24 protein-coding genes are annotated in these 21,346 nt (G+C 60.9%); 9 read left to right on the forward strand and 15 right to left on the reverse strand.

Annotated elements, in window-relative coordinates; all coding sequences use genetic code 11:
• Positions 1–59: 59 nt before the first annotated feature.
• From ACZ9IU_RS10925 to purC, 8 genes are all read right to left on the reverse strand, one after another.
• Positions 60–737 carry a hypothetical protein gene (locus ACZ9IU_RS10925; protein WP_038542859.1) on the reverse strand — a complete coding sequence of 226 codons (678 nt, stop codon included), beginning with the start codon at positions 735–737 and terminating at the stop codon, positions 60–62.
• 157 nt (positions 738–894) lie between these two features.
• Positions 895–3,102: a phosphoribosylformylglycinamidine synthase subunit PurL gene (gene purL / locus ACZ9IU_RS10930; RefSeq protein ID WP_038542861.1), complete on the reverse strand. Its 2,208-nt coding sequence runs from the start codon at positions 3,100–3,102 to the stop codon at positions 895–897.
• Positions 3,103–3,262: 160 nt separating this feature from the next.
• Complete coding sequence (locus tag ACZ9IU_RS10935) at positions 3,263–3,817, reverse strand: acyloxyacyl hydrolase (protein ID WP_038542863.1); 555 nt, start codon at positions 3,815–3,817, stop codon at positions 3,263–3,265.
• A 221-nt stretch (positions 3,818–4,038) separates the two neighbouring features.
• Positions 4,039–4,437: a hypothetical protein gene (locus ACZ9IU_RS10940; RefSeq protein ID WP_038542865.1), complete on the reverse strand. Its 399-nt coding sequence runs from the start codon at positions 4,435–4,437 to the stop codon at positions 4,039–4,041.
• A 57-nt stretch (positions 4,438–4,494) separates the two neighbouring features.
• Positions 4,495–5,175, reverse strand: coding sequence for a phosphoribosylformylglycinamidine synthase subunit PurQ (gene purQ / locus ACZ9IU_RS10945; protein WP_038542867.1), 681 nt, complete (start codon positions 5,173–5,175; stop codon positions 4,495–4,497).
• Complete coding sequence (locus ACZ9IU_RS10950; RefSeq protein WP_038542869.1) at positions 5,172–5,429, reverse strand: hypothetical protein; 258 nt, start codon at positions 5,427–5,429, stop codon at positions 5,172–5,174. Before ACZ9IU_RS10950 ends, purQ begins: the two co-directional genes overlap by 4 nt.
• Positions 5,430–5,446: 17 nt before the next feature.
• Complete coding sequence (gene purS / locus ACZ9IU_RS10955) at positions 5,447–5,689, reverse strand: phosphoribosylformylglycinamidine synthase subunit PurS (RefSeq protein ID WP_038542871.1); 243 nt, start codon at positions 5,687–5,689, stop codon at positions 5,447–5,449.
• Between the two features lie 14 nt (positions 5,690–5,703).
• Positions 5,704–6,468 carry a phosphoribosylaminoimidazolesuccinocarboxamide synthase gene (purC, locus tag ACZ9IU_RS10960; protein WP_038542873.1) on the reverse strand — a complete coding sequence of 255 codons (765 nt, stop codon included), beginning with the start codon at positions 6,466–6,468 and terminating at the stop codon, positions 5,704–5,706.
• Positions 6,469–6,710: 242 nt separating this feature from the next.
• On the opposite strand from purC, the gene ACZ9IU_RS10965 reads away from it, so the two are divergent.
• Positions 6,711–7,007 carry a hypothetical protein gene (locus ACZ9IU_RS10965; RefSeq protein WP_038542876.1) on the forward strand — a complete coding sequence of 99 codons (297 nt, stop codon included), beginning with the start codon at positions 6,711–6,713 and terminating at the stop codon, positions 7,005–7,007.
• A gap of 181 nt (positions 7,008–7,188) precedes the next feature.
• Positions 7,189–7,503: a DUF1476 domain-containing protein gene (locus ACZ9IU_RS10970; protein ID WP_038542878.1), complete on the forward strand. Its 315-nt coding sequence runs from the start codon at positions 7,189–7,191 to the stop codon at positions 7,501–7,503.
• A gap of 75 nt (positions 7,504–7,578) precedes the next feature.
• Here ACZ9IU_RS10970 and ACZ9IU_RS10975 read toward each other — a convergent pair whose 3' ends face one another.
• From ACZ9IU_RS10975 to ACZ9IU_RS11000, 6 genes are all read right to left on the reverse strand, one after another.
• On the reverse strand, positions 7,579–10,170 hold the full coding sequence (locus ACZ9IU_RS10975; RefSeq protein WP_038542880.1) for a sensor domain-containing protein: 2,592 nt from the start codon (positions 10,168–10,170) through the stop codon (positions 7,579–7,581).
• Between the two features lie 124 nt (positions 10,171–10,294).
• Positions 10,295–10,849, reverse strand: a complete 555-nt coding sequence (locus ACZ9IU_RS10980; protein ID WP_038542882.1) for an RBBP9/YdeN family alpha/beta hydrolase — start codon at positions 10,847–10,849, stop codon at positions 10,295–10,297.
• Between the two features lie 31 nt (positions 10,850–10,880).
• Positions 10,881–12,188 carry an adenylosuccinate lyase gene (gene purB / locus ACZ9IU_RS10985; protein WP_038542884.1) on the reverse strand — a complete coding sequence of 436 codons (1,308 nt, stop codon included), beginning with the start codon at positions 12,186–12,188 and terminating at the stop codon, positions 10,881–10,883.
• Between the two features lie 86 nt (positions 12,189–12,274).
• Positions 12,275–13,012, reverse strand: coding sequence for a DUF2259 domain-containing protein (locus tag ACZ9IU_RS10990; protein ID WP_051899713.1), 738 nt, complete (start codon positions 13,010–13,012; stop codon positions 12,275–12,277).
• Positions 13,009–13,698 (reverse strand): ribulose-phosphate 3-epimerase, encoded by a 690-nt coding sequence (rpe, locus tag ACZ9IU_RS10995; protein WP_038542892.1) that lies wholly within the window; start codon positions 13,696–13,698, stop codon positions 13,009–13,011. The genes ACZ9IU_RS10990 and rpe overlap by 4 nt, the downstream gene beginning before the upstream one ends.
• A gap of 60 nt (positions 13,699–13,758) precedes the next feature.
• On the reverse strand, positions 13,759–14,832 hold the full coding sequence (locus tag ACZ9IU_RS11000) for a branched-chain amino acid ABC transporter substrate-binding protein (RefSeq protein WP_038542894.1): 1,074 nt from the start codon (positions 14,830–14,832) through the stop codon (positions 13,759–13,761).
• A gap of 174 nt (positions 14,833–15,006) precedes the next feature.
• On the opposite strand from ACZ9IU_RS11000, the gene ACZ9IU_RS11005 reads away from it, so the two are divergent.
• Genes ACZ9IU_RS11005 through ACZ9IU_RS11035 form a run of 7 tightly spaced genes read left to right on the forward strand, consistent with a single transcriptional unit; the run spans position 15,007 to position 20,744 of the window.
• Positions 15,007–15,507, forward strand: a complete 501-nt coding sequence (locus ACZ9IU_RS11005; RefSeq protein WP_038542896.1) for a flavin reductase — start codon at positions 15,007–15,009, stop codon at positions 15,505–15,507.
• Positions 15,508–15,531: 24 nt separating this feature from the next.
• The gene (locus tag ACZ9IU_RS11010; RefSeq protein ID WP_038542898.1) at positions 15,532–16,461 is read left to right on the forward strand and encodes an AAA family ATPase; all 930 of its coding nucleotides are present in this window, start codon (positions 15,532–15,534) and stop codon (positions 16,459–16,461) included.
• A gap of 32 nt (positions 16,462–16,493) precedes the next feature.
• Positions 16,494–17,756: a vWA domain-containing protein gene (locus ACZ9IU_RS11015; RefSeq protein WP_051900102.1), complete on the forward strand. Its 1,263-nt coding sequence runs from the start codon at positions 16,494–16,496 to the stop codon at positions 17,754–17,756.
• Complete coding sequence (locus tag ACZ9IU_RS11020) at positions 17,753–18,079, forward strand: XdhC family protein (protein WP_038542901.1); 327 nt, start codon at positions 17,753–17,755, stop codon at positions 18,077–18,079. Before ACZ9IU_RS11015 ends, ACZ9IU_RS11020 begins: the two co-directional genes overlap by 4 nt.
• Complete coding sequence (locus ACZ9IU_RS11025) at positions 18,079–18,774, forward strand: XdhC family protein (RefSeq protein ID WP_038542903.1); 696 nt, start codon at positions 18,079–18,081, stop codon at positions 18,772–18,774. The genes ACZ9IU_RS11020 and ACZ9IU_RS11025 overlap by 1 nt, the downstream gene beginning before the upstream one ends.
• 4 nt (positions 18,775–18,778) lie before the next feature.
• A complete protein-coding gene (locus ACZ9IU_RS11030; RefSeq protein WP_038542906.1) occupies positions 18,779–20,413 on the forward strand; it encodes an NTP transferase domain-containing protein in 1,635 nt (544 codons plus the stop codon).
• Positions 20,414–20,417: 4 nt separating this feature from the next.
• Positions 20,418–20,744, forward strand: a complete 327-nt coding sequence (locus ACZ9IU_RS11035; protein WP_038542908.1) for a TfoX/Sxy family protein — start codon at positions 20,418–20,420, stop codon at positions 20,742–20,744.
• A gap of 181 nt (positions 20,745–20,925) precedes the next feature.
• Here the strand turns inward: ACZ9IU_RS11035 and ACZ9IU_RS11040 are convergent, their stop codons facing one another.
• Positions 20,926–21,339: an NUDIX domain-containing protein gene (locus tag ACZ9IU_RS11040; RefSeq protein WP_038542909.1), complete on the reverse strand. Its 414-nt coding sequence runs from the start codon at positions 21,337–21,339 to the stop codon at positions 20,926–20,928.
• Positions 21,340–21,346 lie beyond the last annotated feature (7 nt).

A 21,346-nucleotide genomic window follows, 5' to 3' on the forward strand; every position in this document is an offset into this window, starting at 1 on the left:
GTCAGGATACACTGCCTCAAAGCTGCTCTGCGGTCAAAGCTGGATCGAAGGGCTCCGCCTCAATGGTGTAATAATACGTGTTTCACCTTGTGGAGGCTGGCTTTGGCTCGGGTTCTGAGCGGCGGAAGATGCTGGGCCCGGGAGAATCGAAAAAGCCAGATGGAACTCAGGGTCAGGATCATGAAGCCGTAGGACTCGAAGCTTTCCTCCATCACGACGATATCGAAATGTTCGGCCAGCTGGCTGATGCCGAGAACGGCGGCAATCAGGGCCAGCGGCCAGGAAAGGCGTGGATGAATGGCCCGGAGAATGCCTCCTCTATGGCGATATTCGAACACGATCGTCGCAATCAGCAGGATGAGAGCGGCCGCGCCGATAATAATCGGCAGCCAGGTCTTCGACACACAATAAATTGTCATACTTCCACGGCATATTGGCATCTCGCGCATGAAGAACACGATGGAAATGCAGGCCGTCGTGATTGCGACGAAGCGAGCCAATATCCGCGTACCCAAGGCCGCCATGACGGCAAAAAAGGCGGTTACGGCAAGCGAAGCGGACTGAATGTCTTCGATGGGGCCGTCTTCATCGAAGATGTCGTGGGTGGTCATTCCCATCTTCGAAAAAATCATCCAGGCCAGAACGTTCAGGCAAAGGGTGATGATTAGTGCATCGAGCCAGATGCGCTTGTAGTGCCAGGTCGGGCCCGATGACCTCAACCAGGTCAAAATCGGCATAAGCATTTTTTGCGCTTACTTTCCTAATTCAGAAAGCCGCAACGCTTACCGGGACAGCCCGAGTCCATCAATCCCCCGCGCTTCAAATTTGTTCACCTGTGCAAACAAACCGCGATCTGGAAATCGCGGCTGTGGTATCGGAACGGGCTGGACTGGATCAGGCCATGAAGGCTGGGAACCAGCTTTCGTGGGCGTCCGTGAGCTGCGGGACCGCAATGTCGATAAGGTCGTCGACGATCAAGCTGGCACCTCCGACGGTACCGAGCGGGCGGAACGGTACGCCGGCGCTCTCGGCGCTGGCCTGCACGAAATTGGCAAGATCGGCAGGCACCGCGATCACGTAACGAGCCTGGTCTTCGCCGAATAGCAGCGCATGGGCCGGGCCGCGCTGTTCCTTGATGCCGACCTTCATACCTTTGGCCGATGCCATCGCCATTTCGGCAAGCGCGATCACCAGGCCGCCCGAGGAAATGTCGTGGCAGGCCGTTACCTGGCCGTTGCGGATGAGCGAACGGACGAAATCGCCGTTGCGGCGCTCGGCCTTCAGATCGACTTCCGGCGGCGGACCGTCGTTGGTGTCGAGGATGTCGCGCAGATAGATCGATGAACCGAGATGGGTGCCGTCGGTTCCGATCATGATCAGCTTGTCGCCATCGTTGGCAGAACCGATCTTCGCCATCTTCTGCCAGTCGGGCAGCAGGCCGACGCCGGCAATCGTCGGGGTCGGCAGGATCGCGACGCCGTTGGTCTCGTTGTAGAGCGAGACGTTGCCGGAAACGATCGGGAAATCCAGCGCCCTGCAGGCCTCGCCGATGCCCTTGATGGCGCCGACGAGCTGGCCCATGATTTCAGGTTTTTCCGGATTGCCGAAATTGAGGTTGTCGGTGGCGGCGAGCGGCTCGGCGCCGGTGGCGACGATATTGCGCCAGCATTCGGCGACCGCCTGCTTGCCGCCCTCGAACGGATCGGCCTCGACATAACGCGGCGTGACGTCGGAGGAGAAGGCGAGCGCCTTGGTCGGGTGGTTCTCGACGCGCACCACGCCGGCATCGCCGCCCGGGCGCTGCAGCGAGTTGCCCTGGATCAGCGTGTCATACTGTTCCCAGACCCAGCGTCGGCTGGACTGGTTGGCCGAGCCGACGAGTTTCAGCAGCGCCTGGTTATAATCCGCAGGTGCCGCGACCTGCGAAGCGGGCAGGGGTGCACGAACATTCGACTGGACCCACGGCCGATCGTATTCCGGAGCCTGGTCGCCAAGATCCTTGATCGGCAGGTTTGCGACTTCCTCGCCCTGGTGCAGGACACGGAAGCGCAGGTCGTCGGTGGTCTTGCCGACGATCGCAAAGTCGAGGCCCCATTTGACGAAGATCGCCTTGGCCTGGTCTTCCTTTTCCGGCTGCAGCACCATGAGCATGCGCTCCTGGCTTTCCGACAGCATCATTTCGTAGGCTGTCATCCGGTCTTCGCGCACCGGCACCATATCGAGATCGAGTTCGATGCCGAGATCGCCCTTGGCGCCCATTTCGACCGCCGAGCAGGTGAGACCGGCGGCGCCCATGTCCTGGATCGCGATGACAGCACCAGTCGCCATCAGTTCAAGGCAGGCTTCCAGCAGGCATTTTTCGGTGAAGGGATCGCCGACCTGGACGGTCGGGCGTTTCTCCTCGATCGATTCGTCGAACTCGGCCGATGCCATCGTGGCTCCGCCGACACCGTCGCGGCCGGTCTTGGCGCCGAGATAAACGACCGGCAGACCGACGCCCTTGGCCTCCGACAGGAAAATGGCGTTGGATTTGGCAAGCCCGGCAGCAAACGCGTTGACCAGGATATTGCCGTTGTAGCGCGGATCGAACTCAACCTCGCCGCCGACAGTCGGCACACCGAAGGAGTTGCCGTAACCGCCGACGCCGGCAACGACGCCAGACACGAGATGTTTGGTTTTCGGATGATCCGGTGCCCCGAAGCGCAGCGCGTTCAGTGCCGCGATCGGCCGGGCGCCCATAGTGAACACGTCACGCAGGATGCCGCCGACGCCCGTCGCCGCGCCCTGGTAGGGCTCGATATAGGACGGGTGGTTGTGGCTCTCCATCTTGAAGACCACGCAATCGCCATCGTCGATATCGACCACGCCGGCGTTTTCGCCAGGACCTTGGATGACGCGCGGTCCCTTGGTCGGCAGTGTGCGCAGCCATTTCTTGGAGGATTTATAGGAGCAGTGCTCGTTCCACATGGCCGAGAAGATGCCGAGTTCCGTGAAAGTCGGTTCGCGTCCGATCAGATCGAGAATCCGCTGATATTCGTCGGGCTTCAGGCCATGCGAGGCGACGAGTTCGGGAGTGATCGCGATACTATTCGGAATGGTCATGATCTTCTCTGGATTGAAGGGCCAAGCTCTTGGCGCTCTTTAGCCTAAGTCGCAAAGCGGCGCGACAGGAAAATACGGCTGTGCAGCGTTACGGTGTCGGAGCCGGAAAACAAAAAGCGCCGGAAAACCGGCGCCTCAGTTGGAAAATACGCGATCTGGATCAGAATTTGTAGCCGACGGCGATGCCTGCATAAGAGAGGCCGGCATTATAGTCGCAGAGGTTGGCATTCGAGGAGTGCTCGACGGTTGCCAGCACACGCCAGTTATTGGTGATGTTGTAACCAAGGCCGAGCGACTCGTGGAAGAGCGCATGGCAGCCGACCTTCGGACCGTCATTCGGCTTGTCGAGATTGCCGTTATTGAAGGCGCCGCCGAAGCCGAGATCGACGAAGATGCGGTCGGTGATCGGTGCAGTCCAGGTGAAGCCAGCGAACACCTGGCTTGCTTCGCCTGCCGTCGACACGATTGCGCCGACATGGACGCGCGGACGCAGCATGTGGTCCATGAAGCTCTCGGCGTGACGCTGGTCGAAGGGGTCGAAGAAGACGGTAGCGGACGGGAAGGCACCCTTCTCGAAAGTGCTCGCGCTCTGAATCGAACCAGAGACGCCGATTCGCACTTCATCGAACAGACGTTCCTGAGCAAATGCCGAGGACGATATGCCCGAAGCCAAAATGATGGCTCCGATTGCAGATGCGAAAAATGCCTTGTTCATTACACCGCCCTCATAAGCGCCGCCATGCCGGCGACCGGTGCGATCCGCACTCGGTGCGCTCGCCCACTCTTCCAGATCGAAGTGGTACAATGGCACTTTGACGCCGTCCAGCACCGTTCACACTGTGTTATCACTTGTGGCCAAAAAATGTGACGATTTGGACAGGGCGGTGCAGGCGTGCAACAGATCACATATTAATGCGTAAATACAGATGGTTAATATCAGCAGCCCGTCGCGCCGCCGGCCCAGCGCAGGACGTCACGCTTGATCCTCTCCCCATCGGGACCGTTGATCATCGGGCCGAAAGCGTCGAGGCGGGCGGGGTTGCCTTCCGCCTGGACGACCAGCATCGGACGCGACTCAGGGCTGTTGCGCGGTACGGCCAGAATGCGCGGCCGGCCGGAGAAGGAGTTGAGTTCCGGTGCCAGGCGGTAGGGCTTGAACGCCGCATCGCCCGACTTGAACCAGCAGCTATTGGCGGCCAGCGCCACGCGTTCCATGGTCGGAAGCGCGGCGCGGTTGGCCGTCACCGCCGCCGGACGCCCCGGCTGGCAGGCGGACAGCGCCACGCCGAGGATCACGAGAGACGACATGGCGGGCAGGCGATGGGAGAACGGCATCAAAACGTCCTGACGTGGTTTCGGTCGTTCTAGGATCGATCCGGATAAGATGAAGGTTCAGGCGGTCGCGGCGATGACATCGAGCGCCGAGGCGAAAATTCCGCGCCCGTCATTGCCGCCATGGGCGACTTCGATCAGGTTTTCCGGGTGCGGCATCATGCCGAGCACATTGCCGCGGCTGTTCATGACGCCGGCGATATCGTTCAGCGAGCCGTTCGGGTTGGTGCCTTCGGCATAACGGAAGACGATTTCGCCACGATCTTCCATGCCCGATAACGTCTCCGCATCGACGAAATAATTGCCGTCGTGATGGGCGACCGGGCAACGGAGCACCTGGCCCTTTTCATAGGCCCGGGTGAAATCCGTGTCGGCATTGACCACTTCGAGCTTCACTTCCTTGCAGACGAATTTCAGCGAGGAATTGCGCATCAGCGCGCCGGGCAGCATGCCGGCTTCAACGAGAATCTGGAACCCGTTGCAGACGCCGAGTACCTTGACGCCCTTGTCCGCCTTGTCCTTGATCGCCTGCATCACCGGCATGCGGGCCGCGATCGCGCCGCAACGCAGATAATCGCCGTAGGAAAAGCCGCCCGGAATGACGATGAGATCGACATCATCCGGGATGTCGGTCTCTGTCTGCCAGACGGTAATCGGCGCCTTGCCGGAGATCTTGGTGAGGGCGGCGATCATGTCGCGATCGCGATTGAGACCGGGAAGCTGAACGACGGCGGATTTCATGGGTGCGGTTCAAACCTTGCCTGGGCCTCGGCGAGCTCGCGCAGTTCGAGGCGGTTTTCGATACGGTCGAGACGCTGGCTGTGCCTCTCCAAAGTCATGTAGATGTTATGAATATCCTGATGCATGGAGACCATGGTACCGCGCATCGCATTCATTTCGGCCTTAAGCTCGCGCTGGTCGACTTTCAGATCAGCAATATCGGCGTGCACGCGCTTCAGCAGCTCATACATCAGTTCGTTCGTGACTTCAGCCATCACACGCTCCGCAACCTTCAGTCGAGGGCGATAGTATAGTTCTCAATCACAGTGTTTGCCAGCAGCTTGTCGCACATGGCTTTCAGGTCCGCCTCGGCCTTCGCCTTGTCGGCGCCCTCGAGCTCCAGGTCGAAGACCTTGCCCTGGCGGACATGGCCGACGCCGGAAAAGCCGAGACTGCCGAGCGCGCCTTCGATGGCCTTGCCCTGCGGATCGAGAACGCCGTTCTTGAGCGTGACCGTCACGCGTGCCTTGATCACTGATCTACCCCCAATTACTTGACGAGAACCGGTCCGGTGCCGCGGACGGGTTCGTTCTCATTGATGATGCCGAGACGGCGCGCCACTTCCGAATAGGCTTCCACCAGACCGCCCAGATCCTGCCGGAAACGGTCCTTGTCCATCTTTTCCTTGGTCTCGATGTCCCAAAGACGGCAGCTGTCCGGCGAAATCTCATCGGCAAGAATGATGCGCATCATGTCGCCTTCGAACAGGCGACCGCATTCGATCTTGAAATCGACGAGCTGGATGCCGACGCCGAGGAAAAGGCCGGAAAGGAAGTCGTTGACGCGGATGGCAAGCGCCATGATGTCGTCGAGCTCGGCAGGGTTCGCCCAGCCGAAAGCGGTGATATGCTCTTCGGAAACCATCGGATCGGCGAGCGCATCGGACTTGTAGTAGAACTCGATGATCGAACGCGGCAGGACCATGCCTTCCTCGATGCCGAGGCGGGTCGAGAGCGAGCCGGCGGCGACGTTGCGCACCACGATCTCGAGCGGAATCATCTCCACTTCCTTGATCAGCTGTTCGCGCATGTTCAGCCGGCGGATGAAATGCGTCGGGATGCCGATCTTGTTCAGATGGGTGAAGAGGTATTCCGAAATGCGGTTGTTGAGGACGCCCTTGCCGTCGATGACGCCGTGCTTCTTTTTGTTGAAGGCTGTGGCATCGTCTTTGAAGAACTGGATCAGCGTGCCGGGCTCAGGGCCTTCATAAAGGATCTTGGCCTTGCCTTCGTAGATACGGCGGCGACGGTTCATGATTTTTATCTCGTTGTTGGCGCCCTGCGGGACGCAATGGATGATGTTTGAGCGGTCCCTTATCGGAAAAGAACGGGTTTCACAATGCGGGCCTCCAAAACCTTTGTAGGCGAGGGGTTGGCGAAGCGTAACCAAGAATCGTTGACCTCCAGACTACACAGGTTTTCAAAGGTTTTGCTCTAGCAATTAGGATGTCCGGATCCCACGAGCGGCAATAAACAGGGAAAACAGGGGATCATGATGTGCACCTTCGTCGTGATGGCGCCAAGGGCGTTTGGGGCAAATTTGCCTATGACCGCAGCTCGCAGTTTCGCGCGGAATCTCGTCGCCGGGGTCTTAAGGGGCCTCGGCTTGCATTGCCGACACAGGCGGCCGGGTTCGGATCAGGTTTTTCCGCCTCGACGGCAAAGCTCTACAGGAACATAGCCACCCAATTGCGTCATGATTTCGACGCCGCCGGTGTCGTCGTTTCCGGTGACGAGCTATGGACCTGGATGCACAACCTGCCGATCGGGGCGGCCAAGGAAGCGAGGGCATGATGCTGGATGCGGTAGCTGCTCTTTACGCGAAGCCGAAGCTTTCCTGTGATGTAATTGCCATTCGTCAATTTCGTATCGGGATTCTGCGTCCGCCAGTGTCGGAATCGACACGCCGCCGATTGCGCTTCGCTCGTCTTTTGATTAAGGGGGTCCCATAAAAGTTTACTTTGGGAGACCCGAGATGAGTGGCCTCAGCGATCGCGAAAAAGCCTTTGAAAACAAGTTTGCCCTGGATCTTGAATTGAAGTTCAAGGCACTTGCCCGTCGCAACAAGCTCGCAGGTCTCTGGGCGGCCGGCCTGCTCGGCAAGACGGATGCCGAAGCTTACGCAAAGGAAGTCGTCGTTGCCGACTTCGAGGAAGCGGGTGACGAGGATGTCTTCCGCAAGCTGCGTAGCGATCTCGATGCCGCCGGCGTTTCCATCTCGGACCAGGATATCCGCTCCAAGATGCTGGAGCTTCTGGCTCAGGCGGTCGATCAGATCGAGAACCAGTAAGCTGCATTTCACCAGACTGATATAGAAGCTGCGTCCGGTCGGGCGCAGCTTTCTGTTTCTGTGGATGAGACCGGCTCAGTTGTCCGTGGCGTGTCGCTTGCGGCCGTCGGGCTGTGTGCTTTCGCCCGTGCGCCAACGGCCCGAAAGTATGAAATCCGGAATGCTGCTGCGCGGCATCGGCCTTGCGAGCGCATAACCCTGCAGGACATCGCAGCCGAGATCGCGCAGGATACGAATCTGTTCCGTGGTCTCGACGCCTTCCGCGACGACCTCGATATTCAGCGACTTGCCGATCTCGATGATCGATCCGACCATCTTGCGTTGCTTTTGCGACTGCGAGACGAGACGAACGAGCTCGCGGTCGATCTTCAGCGCACGCGGATTGAGCCGGAGGAGGCTGATGATCGACGCATGGCCGGTGCCGAAGTCGTCAATCTCGATATCGATGCCGAGCTTCTTGATCCGGGCGAGGTTCTTCAGGATATCGTCGTCGCAATCGTCGAGGAATATCGATTCCAGGAGCTCAAAGGATACGGTCCCCGGCTCGATCTTCAGCTTCTTGAGCTTGCGTGGCAGCGAGGCATCGTGCAGCCGCCGGTATGAAACGTTGACCGAGAGTTTTGGGATCGAGAGGCCATTGCTGCGCCAATCGCGGAAATCGGCAAGCGCCTTGTCGAGTATGGTTCCGTCGATGACCGAGACGACGTCGAGCTCTTCGGCCATTTCGAGGAATTTGTCCGGAGACAGCATGCCCCGCTCCGGGTGCATCCACCGCGCCAGCGTTTCCACGCCGGAAATCTCCAGCGTCGCCGCATCGAACTGCAGCTGATAATACGGAATGAATTCGTCACGCTCGAGAGCAAGCAGGATCTCGTCTGAAATCCGCTTCGTGCTGATGATCTCGTTCTGGGTATCGGCCGAGAAGAATTCATGCCGGTTGCGGCCCCGGTTCTTGGCCCGGTAGAGCGCGATATCGGCGTTCAGGAGAAGCTGTCTCGCATCCACATCCGCTCCCGTATGGCAGGCGATACCGATGCTGGCACCGAAACGGCAGTCGTGGCCCTCATAGGATACCGGCTTGCGCAGTTCCTTGATGATGCGGTCGGCCAGATGCGAGAGCTTGCGTGGCGAGCCTTCGAATTTCGACAGGATGACGAACTCGTCGCCGCCGATACGGGCGACGAAATCTCCCTTGCGGATCGTGCCTTTGAGAACTTTCGCCACATGCTTCAGCATCGTGTCGCCAGCACTGTGGCCGAGCGTGTCGTTGATCTGCTTGAAGCGATCGAGGTCGATATGCAGGATTGCGATGCCGTGCCGGTCGCGGGCGCATTCCGCCGCCATGCGATCCAGCATCTCGTCGAGATAACGCCGATTGGGGAGATCGGTCAGGTAGTCGTGCATCGCATTGTGCTCGATGCTGCTGCGGGCGGCTTCGAGTTCGCGGTTGCGCGCCTCGGCAAGGGTCTTTGCCCGTTCCAGTTCGCGGTGGAGCGTCACATCGGCGGTGACATCCCAGTTGGCGCCGACCATCTTCTGGTGACCGTTACCGTCGATGAAGGACATGGTGCGGGTGCGTATCACACGTTCGGAGCCGTCCCGTAGTATCACGCGGTATTCATCGAAAAAGCGTTTGCCCTCCTCGATATTGTCGAGAACGTTTGCCTGGACCCGGGCGGCATCGCCCGGGTGCAGGAAGCTCTCCCAGAGCCCGCCGATCTTCACTTCCTCGCTCTTTGCCAGCCCATAGATACGGAACATCCGCTCATCCCACTCGACCTCGCCGGTGGAGAAATCGGATTCGTAGACGCCGATGCCGGATATTTCGAGGGCCATGTCGAGCCGTCGCGACATCTGTGCGGTTGTCTCCTCCGCGGCCTTGCGGGCGGTGATATCCGTGTCCGTGCCGACGACGCGGGTCGCCTTGCCGTTCGCGTCCCATTCGACGCACGCACCCCGGCATTCGATCCAGATCCAATGGCCTTGCTTGTGGCGTTCGCGATAGTCGAAGACGGCATAGGCCGGATCGCCGGCATTCTGCCGCTCGATGGCATGAATGACATGGTCGTGGTCGTCCGGATGCACGAGCTCCAGCCATTCCTTCGTGCTGGCGGCAAGTGGATCCTCCGGTGACATTCCGCGGATCTGCCGCCACACCGGCGAGTAATATTTCTGGCCGGTCGTATAATTGTGATCCCAGACCCCCGAGACGGAGCTGACAAGCGCGTTGTCCCAACGGCTTTCACGTTCGATAAGCTCTTCGACCTGCCGTCTCTGATCGGTGATGTCGGTCAGGTGGACCGCAGAGAGAATCTGACCTTTCAGATTTTTGCCGAGTGGTGCGAAGGTGGCTAGCACCCACCGCTGCGATCCGTTCGGATCCATGACGCGCAGTTCCAGGCGTTCCGCCGGAGAATCGAGAGTCAGGCCTTGGATCGTCCGATGGAAACTGTCCTGGTCACCCGGATGCAGGATGGCTGACAAAGCCGCCGGCTGACGGCCGTCGCCCATCCATTCGCGTCTGAATGTGCCATTCGCAAACAACAGCGTAGCGGCGTGGTCGACGATGGCAATCGGAAACGGGGCCGCCTGGAACACCGTCTCAAGAACGCCGATCTCGTCTCCTAGGCCGGAGTCCAATAGGCGCGAGAGAACATTTGACGGCATCGGCACAGCCTGGCGCTACAAAACGAGCGGGCACCTTAGCAAGTGTCAATTAAGTCCGGCTTAAAAATGCTGTTCGAATTGACACACCCTGAAATTATGGGGCGCTGCCCATTGCACCATGTTTTTATGGCTTCAGACGGCTGAGGAACTGGGCAAAAACCATTGTGCCTTCGGGCCAGGGGCCGTGGCCGGAATCCTGGTTGATATGGCCAGCTTCTCCGGCATCGACGAGCATCGAACCCCAGGCGGACGCGATGTCGTCCGCGTGTTCATAGGAGCCGAACGGATCGTTGCGGCTCGCGATCGTCAGCGACGGGAAGGGGAGCGGATCGCGCGGGTAGGGCCCGAAGGTCTGCAGGTGCCTGGGCCGGATGGACGGATTGTCCACTTCCGGCGGGGCCACGAAAAAGGCGCCGGCCACCGGTTTCGTGAACAGCGGAATGGCGTGAATGACGGTCGGGATGCCGAGCGAATGGGCTATGATGACGACAGGCCGCGTCGCGCAGTTCACCTCTTCGGCGACCCGTGCAATCCAGTCCTCGCGCACCGGCTTTGACCATTGGTCCTGCTCGACCCGGCGGGCCGTCGTCAGCTTCTGCTCCCAACGGGTCTGCCAGTGATGTGGCCCGGAATTGGTGTAGCCGGGGACGATCAATATATCTGCTTCGGATGCCTTCATGGCGCCTATCTGTGTTCGCCGAGGGTCAAGATCAAGCCTCGCCGAAAACCCGGCGGAAGATCGTGTCCACATGCTTGGTGTGATAGCCGAGGTCGAATTTCTCGCGCAGGTCCGCTTCAGACAGTGCGGCGCGGACTTCCTGGTCCGCCAGCAGCTCCTCGAGAAAATCCTTGCCTTCTTCCCAGACCCGCATCGCGTTGCGCTGTACGAGACGATAGGCGTCTTCGCGAGAGACGCCGGCTTGCGTAAGGGCAAGCAGCACCCGCTGCGAGTGAACAAGCCCGCGGAACTTGTTCATATTCTTCATCATGTTCTCAGGGTAGACGAGCAGCTTGTCGATCACGCTGGTCATGCGCGCCAGCGCGAAATCGAGCGTCACCGTCGCGTCCGGGCCGATCATGCGCTCGACCGAAGAGTGCGAAATGTCACGCTCGTGCCAGAGCGCGACGTTTTCCATGGCGGGCAGCGCGTAGGAGCGTACCATGCGGGCAAGGCCCGTCAGGTTTTCGGTCAGCACCGGATTGCGCTTGTGCGGCATCGCTGACGAGCCCTTCTGGCCCGGCGAGAAAAACTCTTCCGCTTCAAGCACTTCGGTGCGCTGCAGGTGGCGGACCTCGATCGACAGCCGCTCGATCGACGAGGCGATGACGCCTAAGATAGCAAAATACATGGCGTGACGGTCGCGCGGAATGACCTGGGTGGAGACCGGTTCCGGCTTCAGGCCCATGGCGGCGGCGACATGTTCCTCGACGCGGGGATCGATATTGGCAAAGGTGCCGACGGCGCCGGAAATCGCGCAGGTGGCGATCTCGTCGCGGGCTTCGAGCAGACGCGTCTTGTTGCGGTCGAATTCGGCATAGGCCTGGGCGAGCTTGACGCCGAACGTCGTCGGCTCCGCGTGGATGCCATGGCTGCGGCCGATCGTGACCGTGTCCTTGTGCTCGAAGGCGCGACGCTTCAGCGCTTCGAGCAGCTTGTCGATATCGGCAAGCAGCAGATCCGTGGCGCGAACCAGCTGCACGCTGAAGCAGGTGTCGAGCACGTCGGAAGACGTCATCCCCTGGTGGATGAAGCGGCTGTCCGGACCGACGAATTCGGCAAGATGGGTCAGGAAGGCGATGACGTCATGTTTGGTGACGGCCTCGATCTCGTCGATGCGCGCGACATCGAATGTGGCGCTGCCACCCTTTTCCCAGATCGTCTCCGCTGCCGATTTCGGGATCACCCCGATCGCCGCAAGCGCATCGCAGGCATGTGCCTCGATCTCGAACCAGATGCGGAACTTGGTTTCGGGCGACCAGATGGCCACCATTTCGGGCCGCGAGTAACGGGAGATCATGGGTTTGTCGTTTCCTTCACGAGTGTCGGCTGCGCTGTAGCAAGAAGCGCGGCGAAGCTCAAGTTTTTGAGGCCGATCAAACGAGATCAGGGCGTCGTTTTGACCGGAACGGCGATCCAGCGTCCGTTCTGGCCCTCGAAACCGGCGCTGAGGACCATGACCAACGCGACTTCGACCGGAGCACCTTCGAGCGATGAACCGGTGACGACGCCGGCGAGCCGGTACCCGGTGACGCAGCCGCGTGAGGCGGGAATGCGCTGGTCTTCGTGGACCATGTCGTCGACCGGTTTTCCGTTTCGCTCGGTAAAGCGCAGGCGCAGCGAGACCGTCTTTTCGACTATGCCCTCGCATTGCGGATCGAGAGGCTGAGGTACCTCCTCGAGAACAAGCGTATTGGCTTCTCCGACAGGAGGCAGGGCCGGCACGCTGCGATAGCGGAGCTGATGCGGATCGGTGCCGATCTCGGTGATCGGATTGAAGGCGACGAGTTCACCCGGATGATTGGCGAGCTCATGAGTTTCGACCATCACATCTGCGTCATTGTGGACCTGCCAGCGGGCCTTGGCGATCGTCGCCCCGTCTTCTTCCAGCCGGACCCGGAACGGCGTACCCGGCAGATAGGTATCCTTATTGAGGTCGAGCGCGAAGATATTGGCATAGGGGAAACCGGATCCGTCCTGGATGCCATATTCCTCGAAGGCGAAAACGGCGCCGTCGGAAGAAAAGCCGATCGGGCGGACGCTTGCGATATCGGCAGCCGATGTGGAACCGGCGAACATTATCGCCGCAAATGCCGGAACCGAAGATCGCAAGCCTGACATCATCTGCGTCCGTCCTCCGCCGCAGCTTTCAGCCGCGCGATATTCTCACGATAGGCCGCGATTCCATCGCCTTTGTAAACCGCAGATCCTGCAACAAAGACATTGGCGCCCGCAGCGGTTGCTGCGCCGATCGTCTCGGCGGTAATGCCGCCGTCGACTTCGAGCTCGATCGGCCGGCCGCCGATCATTGTCCTGGCATCGCGAATCTTGTCGACCATCGCGGGGATGAACTTCTGGCCCCCGAAGCCGGGATTGACGCTCATGATCAGGATCAGGTCGATGTCGTCGAGAACGTTCTCGATCGCCGAGAGCGGTGTTGCCGGGTTGAGCGTGACGCCGACCTTCTTGCCGAGCGAGCGGATCGTCTGAAGCGAGCGGTGCAGGTGTGGCCCCGCTTCGACATGTACGGTGATGCCGTCGCATCCGGCCTTGGCAAAGGCTTCGAGGTAAGGGTCGGCGGGCGAGATCATCAGGTGGCAGTCGAAGAAGGCGGTCGTATACGGCCTCAGCGACTTGATCACATCAGGTCCGAACGAGATGTTCGGCACGAAATGCCCGTCCATCACGTCGAGATGGACCCATTCGGCTCCCGCTTCGACGGCGTCGCGAACTTCCTGGCCGAGCTTCGAAAAATCGGCAGCGAGAATGGACGGGGCGATGCGGATCGGCAGGGGCGCGGCCAGGGTCATGGGTCGAAAATCTCCGGTTGTCGGCTGTCCCTCTAACATCGCGATGTCACGGGAACAACGTCACTCGGTCGCCGGACGCGACAGGGTGAACGTCGATCCACGCCATTCGAGCAGGCGGAACGGATTATCCTTCAGTTCATGGCCGCGATCGAAGGCAATCGGGCCGATCACCGTATTGAAGGAACGGCTGCCGATCGTCTGAGCCAGAGGTTGGCCTGCCGCAGTAGTCGCCGCCTGGTGAACCAGTTCGGTCGCGGCATAAGCGGGCAACATGTAGCCGGTCGCGTCGATATTTTTTGTGCGCAGGGCTGCGACGGCTGCTGCCGCGGAGGGCAGGGCGGCATAATCGGGAAGGGCAACGGCTAAAACGCCGTCGCGCAGCGGCACCGGACGGTTGGCTGCACGCAAGTTATCGCCGCCAAGCAGGGTGAGCGGAATGTTCTCGGAAGCGCCGTCGCGGGCAATGATCGCCATGTCGTTGCGGTCGCCGCCGACGAACACATGGCTTGCCCCCGCCTTGGCGAGACGGCGTACCAGCGCCACCTGCTGTTCCTGGCCCGGCCGGAAGGTGTCGGTGAAGATCGGCGTGATGCCCATCGGTTCGAGACGCTGGCGGATGGCGCTCGCAAGCTCGCGGCCGTAGATCGTGCCGTCCTCGACCAGCGCGATCGGCTCTGCCTTCCAGATGCCGAGAATGGTTTCCGACAGTTTCTCCGCCTCGTCGCCTTCGGCCGGTGCCATGCGGAAGAAAGGCCAGCCATTGCGCAGCGTGTCTTCCATCAGGATCTTCGAGCGGACAGAGATGGTAATGGCCGGGATCTGGGCCGCCTTCAGCAGCGGCAATGCGGTGGAAAGCGTTTCGACGCAGAGGAAGCCGATTGCGGCAGACACTTTCGCATCGGTGAGGTTTTTGGCAGCGGCAGCACCACCGTTCTCATCGCAACTTTCATCGATCTCGACAACGGTATCGCCGGCCGCATCCGCTGCCGCGCGCGCGCCTTGGAAGACCTGGGCGCCGAGCGGTGCGTATGGACCGGAGCGTGGCGCCACGACGCCGATCATTGCCGCCGATGCCGATCCGCATCCGAGAAACGAAGCCAGCAGTCCGGCGATGATGAAACGTCGTGCTGTCATGTTTTCCCTGGGATTCTTCTTCGAAGTGACATTTAGCCTTCTGGTCGCAGCCGTCAAAGAGAATCGGCTTTTGCAAGTAAAAAGCCGCAAGTCCGGTGGACATCAAGAGTTTTTGCCACCATATCTCGAAGAGTAATGCAGGACTGACGGCAGTCCCTGGATGCCTTTCAAGAGATGCCTTTGACGGACCAGCCTCTCCTCGATCCCGTCCACTACCGAAACGGCATGGCGCGGTACGCTGGCCATGTCCAGGTTGTGACGACGGAATTCGAAGGTATCAGGCGCGGCGTGACGGTGACGGCAGCGTGTTCGGTCTCGGACAATCCGCCGACCGTGCTCGTCTGCCTGAACGGCAGCAACGTCAGCAATGCCATCTTCGAGAAGAGTGGCATCTTTGCTTTGAATTCGCTGGCGGCGCATCATCAGGCGCTGGCGACGGCATTTGCGGGCTTGAGCGGCGTTCCGGCGGACGAGCGGTTCGCGCTCGGAGATTGGAAGACGCTGGTGACTGGCGCCCCGGTTCTTGCCGATGCCGTCGTCAGCTTCGATTGCCGGTTGACCGACATCAAGCGGGTTTCGACCCATTTTGTCATGTTCGGCGAAGTGAGGGCCATGCATTTCGGCGAGGCGAACCCCTCGCTCATCTATCTGGATCGCGGCTTTCGCACATTATAGAATGCCGTTTGAAAGGGTGTAGTCATGCCTGACGGAACAAGAGGCGCTCTGCCGACCTCCATCGACGAAACGATCGCGCTTTTAGGCGCAGAGGATTATCTTGCCGGGCGCTCGCTCGGCACGGTGATTTTCCTGGCACTGAAAATGAAACGCCCGCTTTTCCTCGAGGGCGAGGCAGGGGTCGGCAAGACCGAGATCGCCAAGACGCTCGCCAAGGCTCTGAACCGGCCGCTGATCCGGCTGCAGTGTTACGAAGGCCTGGATATCTCCTCGGCAGTCTACGAATGGAACTATCCGGCCCAGATGCTGGATATCCGGCTTTCGGAGGCATCGGGCGTCAAGGATCGCTCGCGCATCGAGGCGGACCTGTTTTCCGAACGCCACTTGATCCGCCGGCCGGTGCTGCAGGCGCTTGGCCAGCCGGGCGGTCCGGCGCCGGTCTTCCTGATCGACGAGCTCGACCGCACCGACGAAGCCTTCGAAGCCTTCCTCCTGGAAGTGCTGTCCGACTTCCAGGTGACGATCCCTGAGCTTGGCACGATCAAGGCCGAGGAGCCGCCGATCGTCATCATCACCACCAACCGCACCCGCGAAATCCACGACGCGCTGAAGCGGCGCTGCCTGTATCACTGGGTCGATTATCCGGATGCGGCACAGGAACTGGAGATCATCCGCCGCAAGGTGCCGCAATGCTCGGAAATCCTGTCGCGGCAGGTGGTCGCCTATGTGCAGAGGCTGCGGACAGTCGATCTCTTCAAGAACCCGGGCGTCGCCGAAACCATCGACTGGGCGACGGCGCTGACCGAGCTCGACCGGATTGCGCTTGATCCGGAAACGATTGCCGACACGCTCGGCACGCTCCTGAAATATCAGGACGATATCGCGCGTATCAAAGGCGGAGAGGGCGAGCGGGTGCTTTCCGAAGTGAAGGCCGAACTTCTGGCAGCGGGATAGGGATCATGGCGGCTGGTTTCAGCGAAGACGGTATGATCACGCCCCCGGTTCCGGCCGGCGCTGGAGGCTTTGGCGCGGCAAGGCCCGGCGATGGCCGGCTTGCAGACAACCTCGTCTATTTCTCCCGCGTCCTGCGCCGCGCCGGGCTGAAGACCGGGCCGGCCGCTGCCGCCGACGCGATTGCTGCGGTCGATGCGATCGGCATCGGTTCGCGCGAAGAGTTCCATGCGGCGCTGTCGGCCGTCTTCGTCAAGCGCCATGAGGATCAGCCGGTCTTCGACGAAGCGTTTCGCCTGTTCTGGCGCTCTCGCGATCTGGTCGGCAAGATGATCGCGATGATGTCGCCGAAGGCTGCCGACAATCGCGAAAGGGAAAAGCAGAAGGCCGGCGCCACCCGCGTCAGCGAGGCGCTGACCGCCGACCAGCCGGAGACCCCAAACCGCAAGAAACCGCCGGAGATCGAAGTGGACTCCCGCTTCACGACCTCTGCCGGCGAGATCCTCAAGCGCATGGATTTCGCCCAGATGAGCGCGGCCGAACTGGCGGAGGCGCGGCGTGAACTGGTCAAGCTCGCTCTGCCGCTGGACAAGGTGGCGACACGCCGCTTCCGGTCGTTCAATCATCCGCCCAGGATCGACCCGCGCGCCACCATGCGCCAGGCGATGAAGAGCGGCGGCGATCTTATTCTGCCGCGGTTTCGCGAGCGCAGGACCGCGCCGCCACCACTCGTGGTGCTTGCCGATATTTCCGGCTCGATGAGCCAGTACACCCGGATCTTCCTGCATTTTCTGCATGCGCTGACGGAAAAGCGCACCCGGGTGCATACCTTCCTGTTCGGCACTCGGCTGACCAACGTCACCCGCCAGATGCGCCGCCGTGATCCGGACGAAGCGCTGGCCGGCTGCACGGACGCGGTGCGCGACTGGTCGGGTGGCACGCGGATCGGTGCGACGCTTGCCGAATTCAATCGGCTCTGGTCGCGCCGCGTGCTGGGGCAGGGCGCTGTCGTGCTGTTGATCACCGACGGCCTCGAGCGGGAGGGTGTCGAGGAGCTGGCGCAGGAAATGGACAGGCTGCACCGGTCCTGCCGCCGTCTGATCTGGTTGAACCCGCTGTTGCGGTTCGATGGTTTCGAGGCACGGGCGCGTGGCGTGCGCGCCATGTTGCCGCATGTGGACGAGTTTCGTGCCGTCCACAATCTGCAATCGCTGGCCGATCTGGCGATTGCATTGTCGGATGACCATACAAAGACCGCGGACCCGCGGCGTTATTTGAACATGAGGAGGGTCGCATGACTGTTTCCGAAATTCTGGACCCGCTGCTGACCGCCGAGAGCTGGAAGCAGGCCGGCCGTGACGTGGCGATTGCAACGGTGATCGAGACCTGGGGCTCCGCGCCGCGGCCGACAGGCAGCCATCTCGTCATCGATGGCGAGGGCAATTTCGAAGGCTCCGTCTCCGGCGGCTGCGTCGAAGGCGCTGTCATCACAGAGGCGATCGACGTCATCGAGAGCGGCGCGCCAAGAATGCTGGAATTCGGCGTTGCCGACGAGACGGCCTGGCGGGTCGGTCTGTCCTGCGGCGGCCGGATCCGCGTTTATGTGGAAAGGCTCGGCTGATGCAGCTCGAAGCACTGATAAAGCTCAACGCCGCCCGGCGTTCCCGCAGGGCTGCCGTTGTCGTAACCGATCTCGCCAGCGATGAGGTTCGGGTCATCCTCGAAGGCGAAGCCACCTCCGCCCCGTTCGGCGAAGAGATAGCCAAGGCATTTCGCAGCGGCAAGGCAGGAACGGCGGAGATCGAAGGACAGTCGCTGTTCCTCAATGTTCACCTGCCGCCGCCGCGCATCGTGGTGATCGGCGCCGTGCATATCAGCCAGGCACTCGCGCGGCTGGCCCCGGTCGCCGGATATGACCTGACGATCATCGATCCGCGCACGGCTTTTGCGACCGAAGAACGTTTCAAGGGCGTCGATCTGATCGCCGACTGGCCTGAAGACGTGCTGAAGGATCGCCCGCTCGACGCTTATACGGCACTGGCGGCCGTTACCCATGATCCGAAGATCGACGATTTCCCGCTCTCCGAAGCGCTGCGGGTCGGGTGCTTCTATGTTGGCGCGCTCGGCAGCCGGAAAACCCATGCGAAGCGGGTCGAGCGGCTGAAGGAAATGGGCCGCAGCGACAACGAGATCGGTCGCATCGCCGCGCCGATCGGCCTCGACATCGGTGCCGCGAGCCCCGCGGAGATCGCGCTCGCCACGCTTGCCCAGATCGTCCAGGCGTTTCGCCGACGTGATCTCGTCACTGCCGGGTGACGCCATGAGATACGGGACGTTCGAACTCGACGATGCGGAAGGCGTAGTGCTTGCGCACAGTATCAGACTGCCGGCCGGCCGCATCTCGAAAGGGCACATGCTGTCGCGGGAGGACATCGCCCGGCTTTCGGTAGAAGGCATCAGATCCGTCGTCGCAGTGCGGCTTGATCCGGGCGACATGCTGGAGGACGACGCTGCCCAGGCGATTGCCGATGCGATCGCCCCGGACAATCTCCGTTTCTCGGATGCGACGACCGGCCGCGTCAACATCTATGCCAAGGTGGATGGCCTTTTTGTCGCCGACAAGAGGATAGTCGATGCGCTGAATCGCATCGATCCGGCGATCACGCTCGCCTGCCTTGCCGACCATGTACCGGTGCGTGCCGGCGACATGGTGGCGACCGTCAAGATCATCCCGCTCGCCGTTGGCAGGGCAAAGGTCGCGGAAGCCGTGGCGCTGCTGGCAGAATCGGTCGCCTTCGAGGTAAAGGCCTTCAGTCCCCGCGCGGTGACCCTCGTTGCAACCGAGCTTCCTTCGCTGAAGGTGTCGGTCATGGACCGCACCGCCATGCTGCTGGAGCAAAGGCTTGCGCCATCCGGTAGCCGGCTAATAAAAGAGATCCGCATCCCCCATTCCGCCGAACGCCTTACCGAGGTTCTTCAACAGCTGCGGCCGGAGGAAATTAATGAGCCGGCTATGATTATCGTCTTCGGCGCCTCGGCTGTGGCCGATCCTGACGATGTCATTCCCGCCGCCATCCGCCGCGCGGGCGGAGAGGTAGATCAGGTCGGCATGCCCGTCGACCCCGGCAATCTTCTCGTTCTTGGGCGGATCGGCAATGTTCCGGTGCTGGGTGCGCCGGGCTGCGCCCGCTCGCCGAAGGAAAACGGTTTCGACTGGGTGCTGAACCGGCTGATGGCCGGCGAAACGCCGACCTCCTTCGATATCACCGGCATGGGCGTCGGGGGGCTGTTGATGGAGATCCCAACCCGCCCGCGCCCGCGCGATGCCACGTCGGAAAAGGCAGCGAGCCTTTCGGTCGGCGCCCTGATGCTCGCGGCCGGCCAAGCGCGACGCATGGGCAAGGACGGGCCGCACAAGCTGCTCGCCGAATTCGAGGGCATTCCGCTCGTCCGCCGTACCGCCGGGATACTGTTGGCGTCGCAGGCTTCACCTGTCATCGCCGTAACCGGTCATCGGCGCGACGAGATCGAGACGGCGTTGTCCGGCCTCGAGATCGGTTCCCACTTCAATCCGGACTATGCCTCCGGCATGGCAAGTTCGCTGGTGGCCGGTTTCTCAAGTCCGGAACTGGCCCAGAAAGACGGCATCCTGGTCATGCTGGCCGACATGCCGGGCGTCACCACGGAGCATCTGAACATGCTGATCGCCGCCTTCCGGGAAGCCGGCGGCGGTGTCGTGGTCCGTTCAGTGTCGGACGGAAAACGTGGCAACCCGATCATTCTGCCGCGAGTAGCCTATGATGCCGTATTGCGGCTGGAAGGCGATGTCGGCGCTCGTGCGATCATCGAGAATTCAGGACTTTCGGTGGTCGATGTGGATATCGGCCCTGCCGCGCATCTGGACGTCGATACGCCCGAAGCGGTAACAGCCGCCGGCGGGATTTTGAAAAGGTAAGCGAATGGACAATCCCGACATCGAGGAAATGTTCGAGGGGCTCGGCCCGGTCTCGATCCGCCGCATGTTCGGCGGCAAGGGCATCTATCACGATGGTTTGATCATTGCGATCGACCTGCGCGGCGAGATCATGCTGAAAGCCGATGCGGTGAGCGCACCGGAATTCGAAGGCGCCGGTGCCAAGCAATGGTTTTATGAGGGAAAGAAAGGGAAAACCGTGCTGATGCCTTATTGGTCGGTGCCTGAAGAAGCCTTCGATGATCCCGACGAGATGCGCAAATGGGTGCGGCTGGCTTTCGAAGCCGCCGTGCGAGCGAACTCCAAATCCTGAACTTCGATTCCGAGTGCTAGATTTCGCACCTTGCTCGACAGGGTCCGAAGCACATACCGTCCACCTCATATTGAGGGACGTCGGCCGCCGAATCTCTCGGTAAGCTTGCATCCGGAAATTCTGTCAAAATGATTTCATCAAGTCGACCGCTTCGGTTCTCCGGAGCGGTTTTCGTTTGCACTTATTTTGGGAGATATGAAAAGGCCCTGGCAGAAAAGGCCGAAAGCGGTTGAGGCGGGTGATGAGGATCGAACCAGCCGATGTCCGACAGTTTATCTGGCTCAGTGAGCGAAGGCTCGCCCGTAAAGTCGCGGGTGATATAGATCAGCGAAACCCAGTGCTGCCGATCGGCTTCGATGATCTCTTCGGCCGTGCAAAGAAGCTCGACCCTGCCGATTTTCAGGCCGGTTTCTTCTTCCGCTTCGCGGCGGGCGGCTTGCGACGAGGGCTCCATCGGATCGACCTTGCCGCCGACAATGTTCCAGAAGCCCGCTTCCGGCGCCTTCAGGCGACGGCAAAGCAGAACCTTGCCGTCGTCGCGCAGAATCACGAGCCCAGTGCCGACGCCCGGGAAATCAATGCCGGGTCTCGGCACGGAAGTC

This window comes from Mesorhizobium sp. USDA 4132, assembly GCF_056279545.1.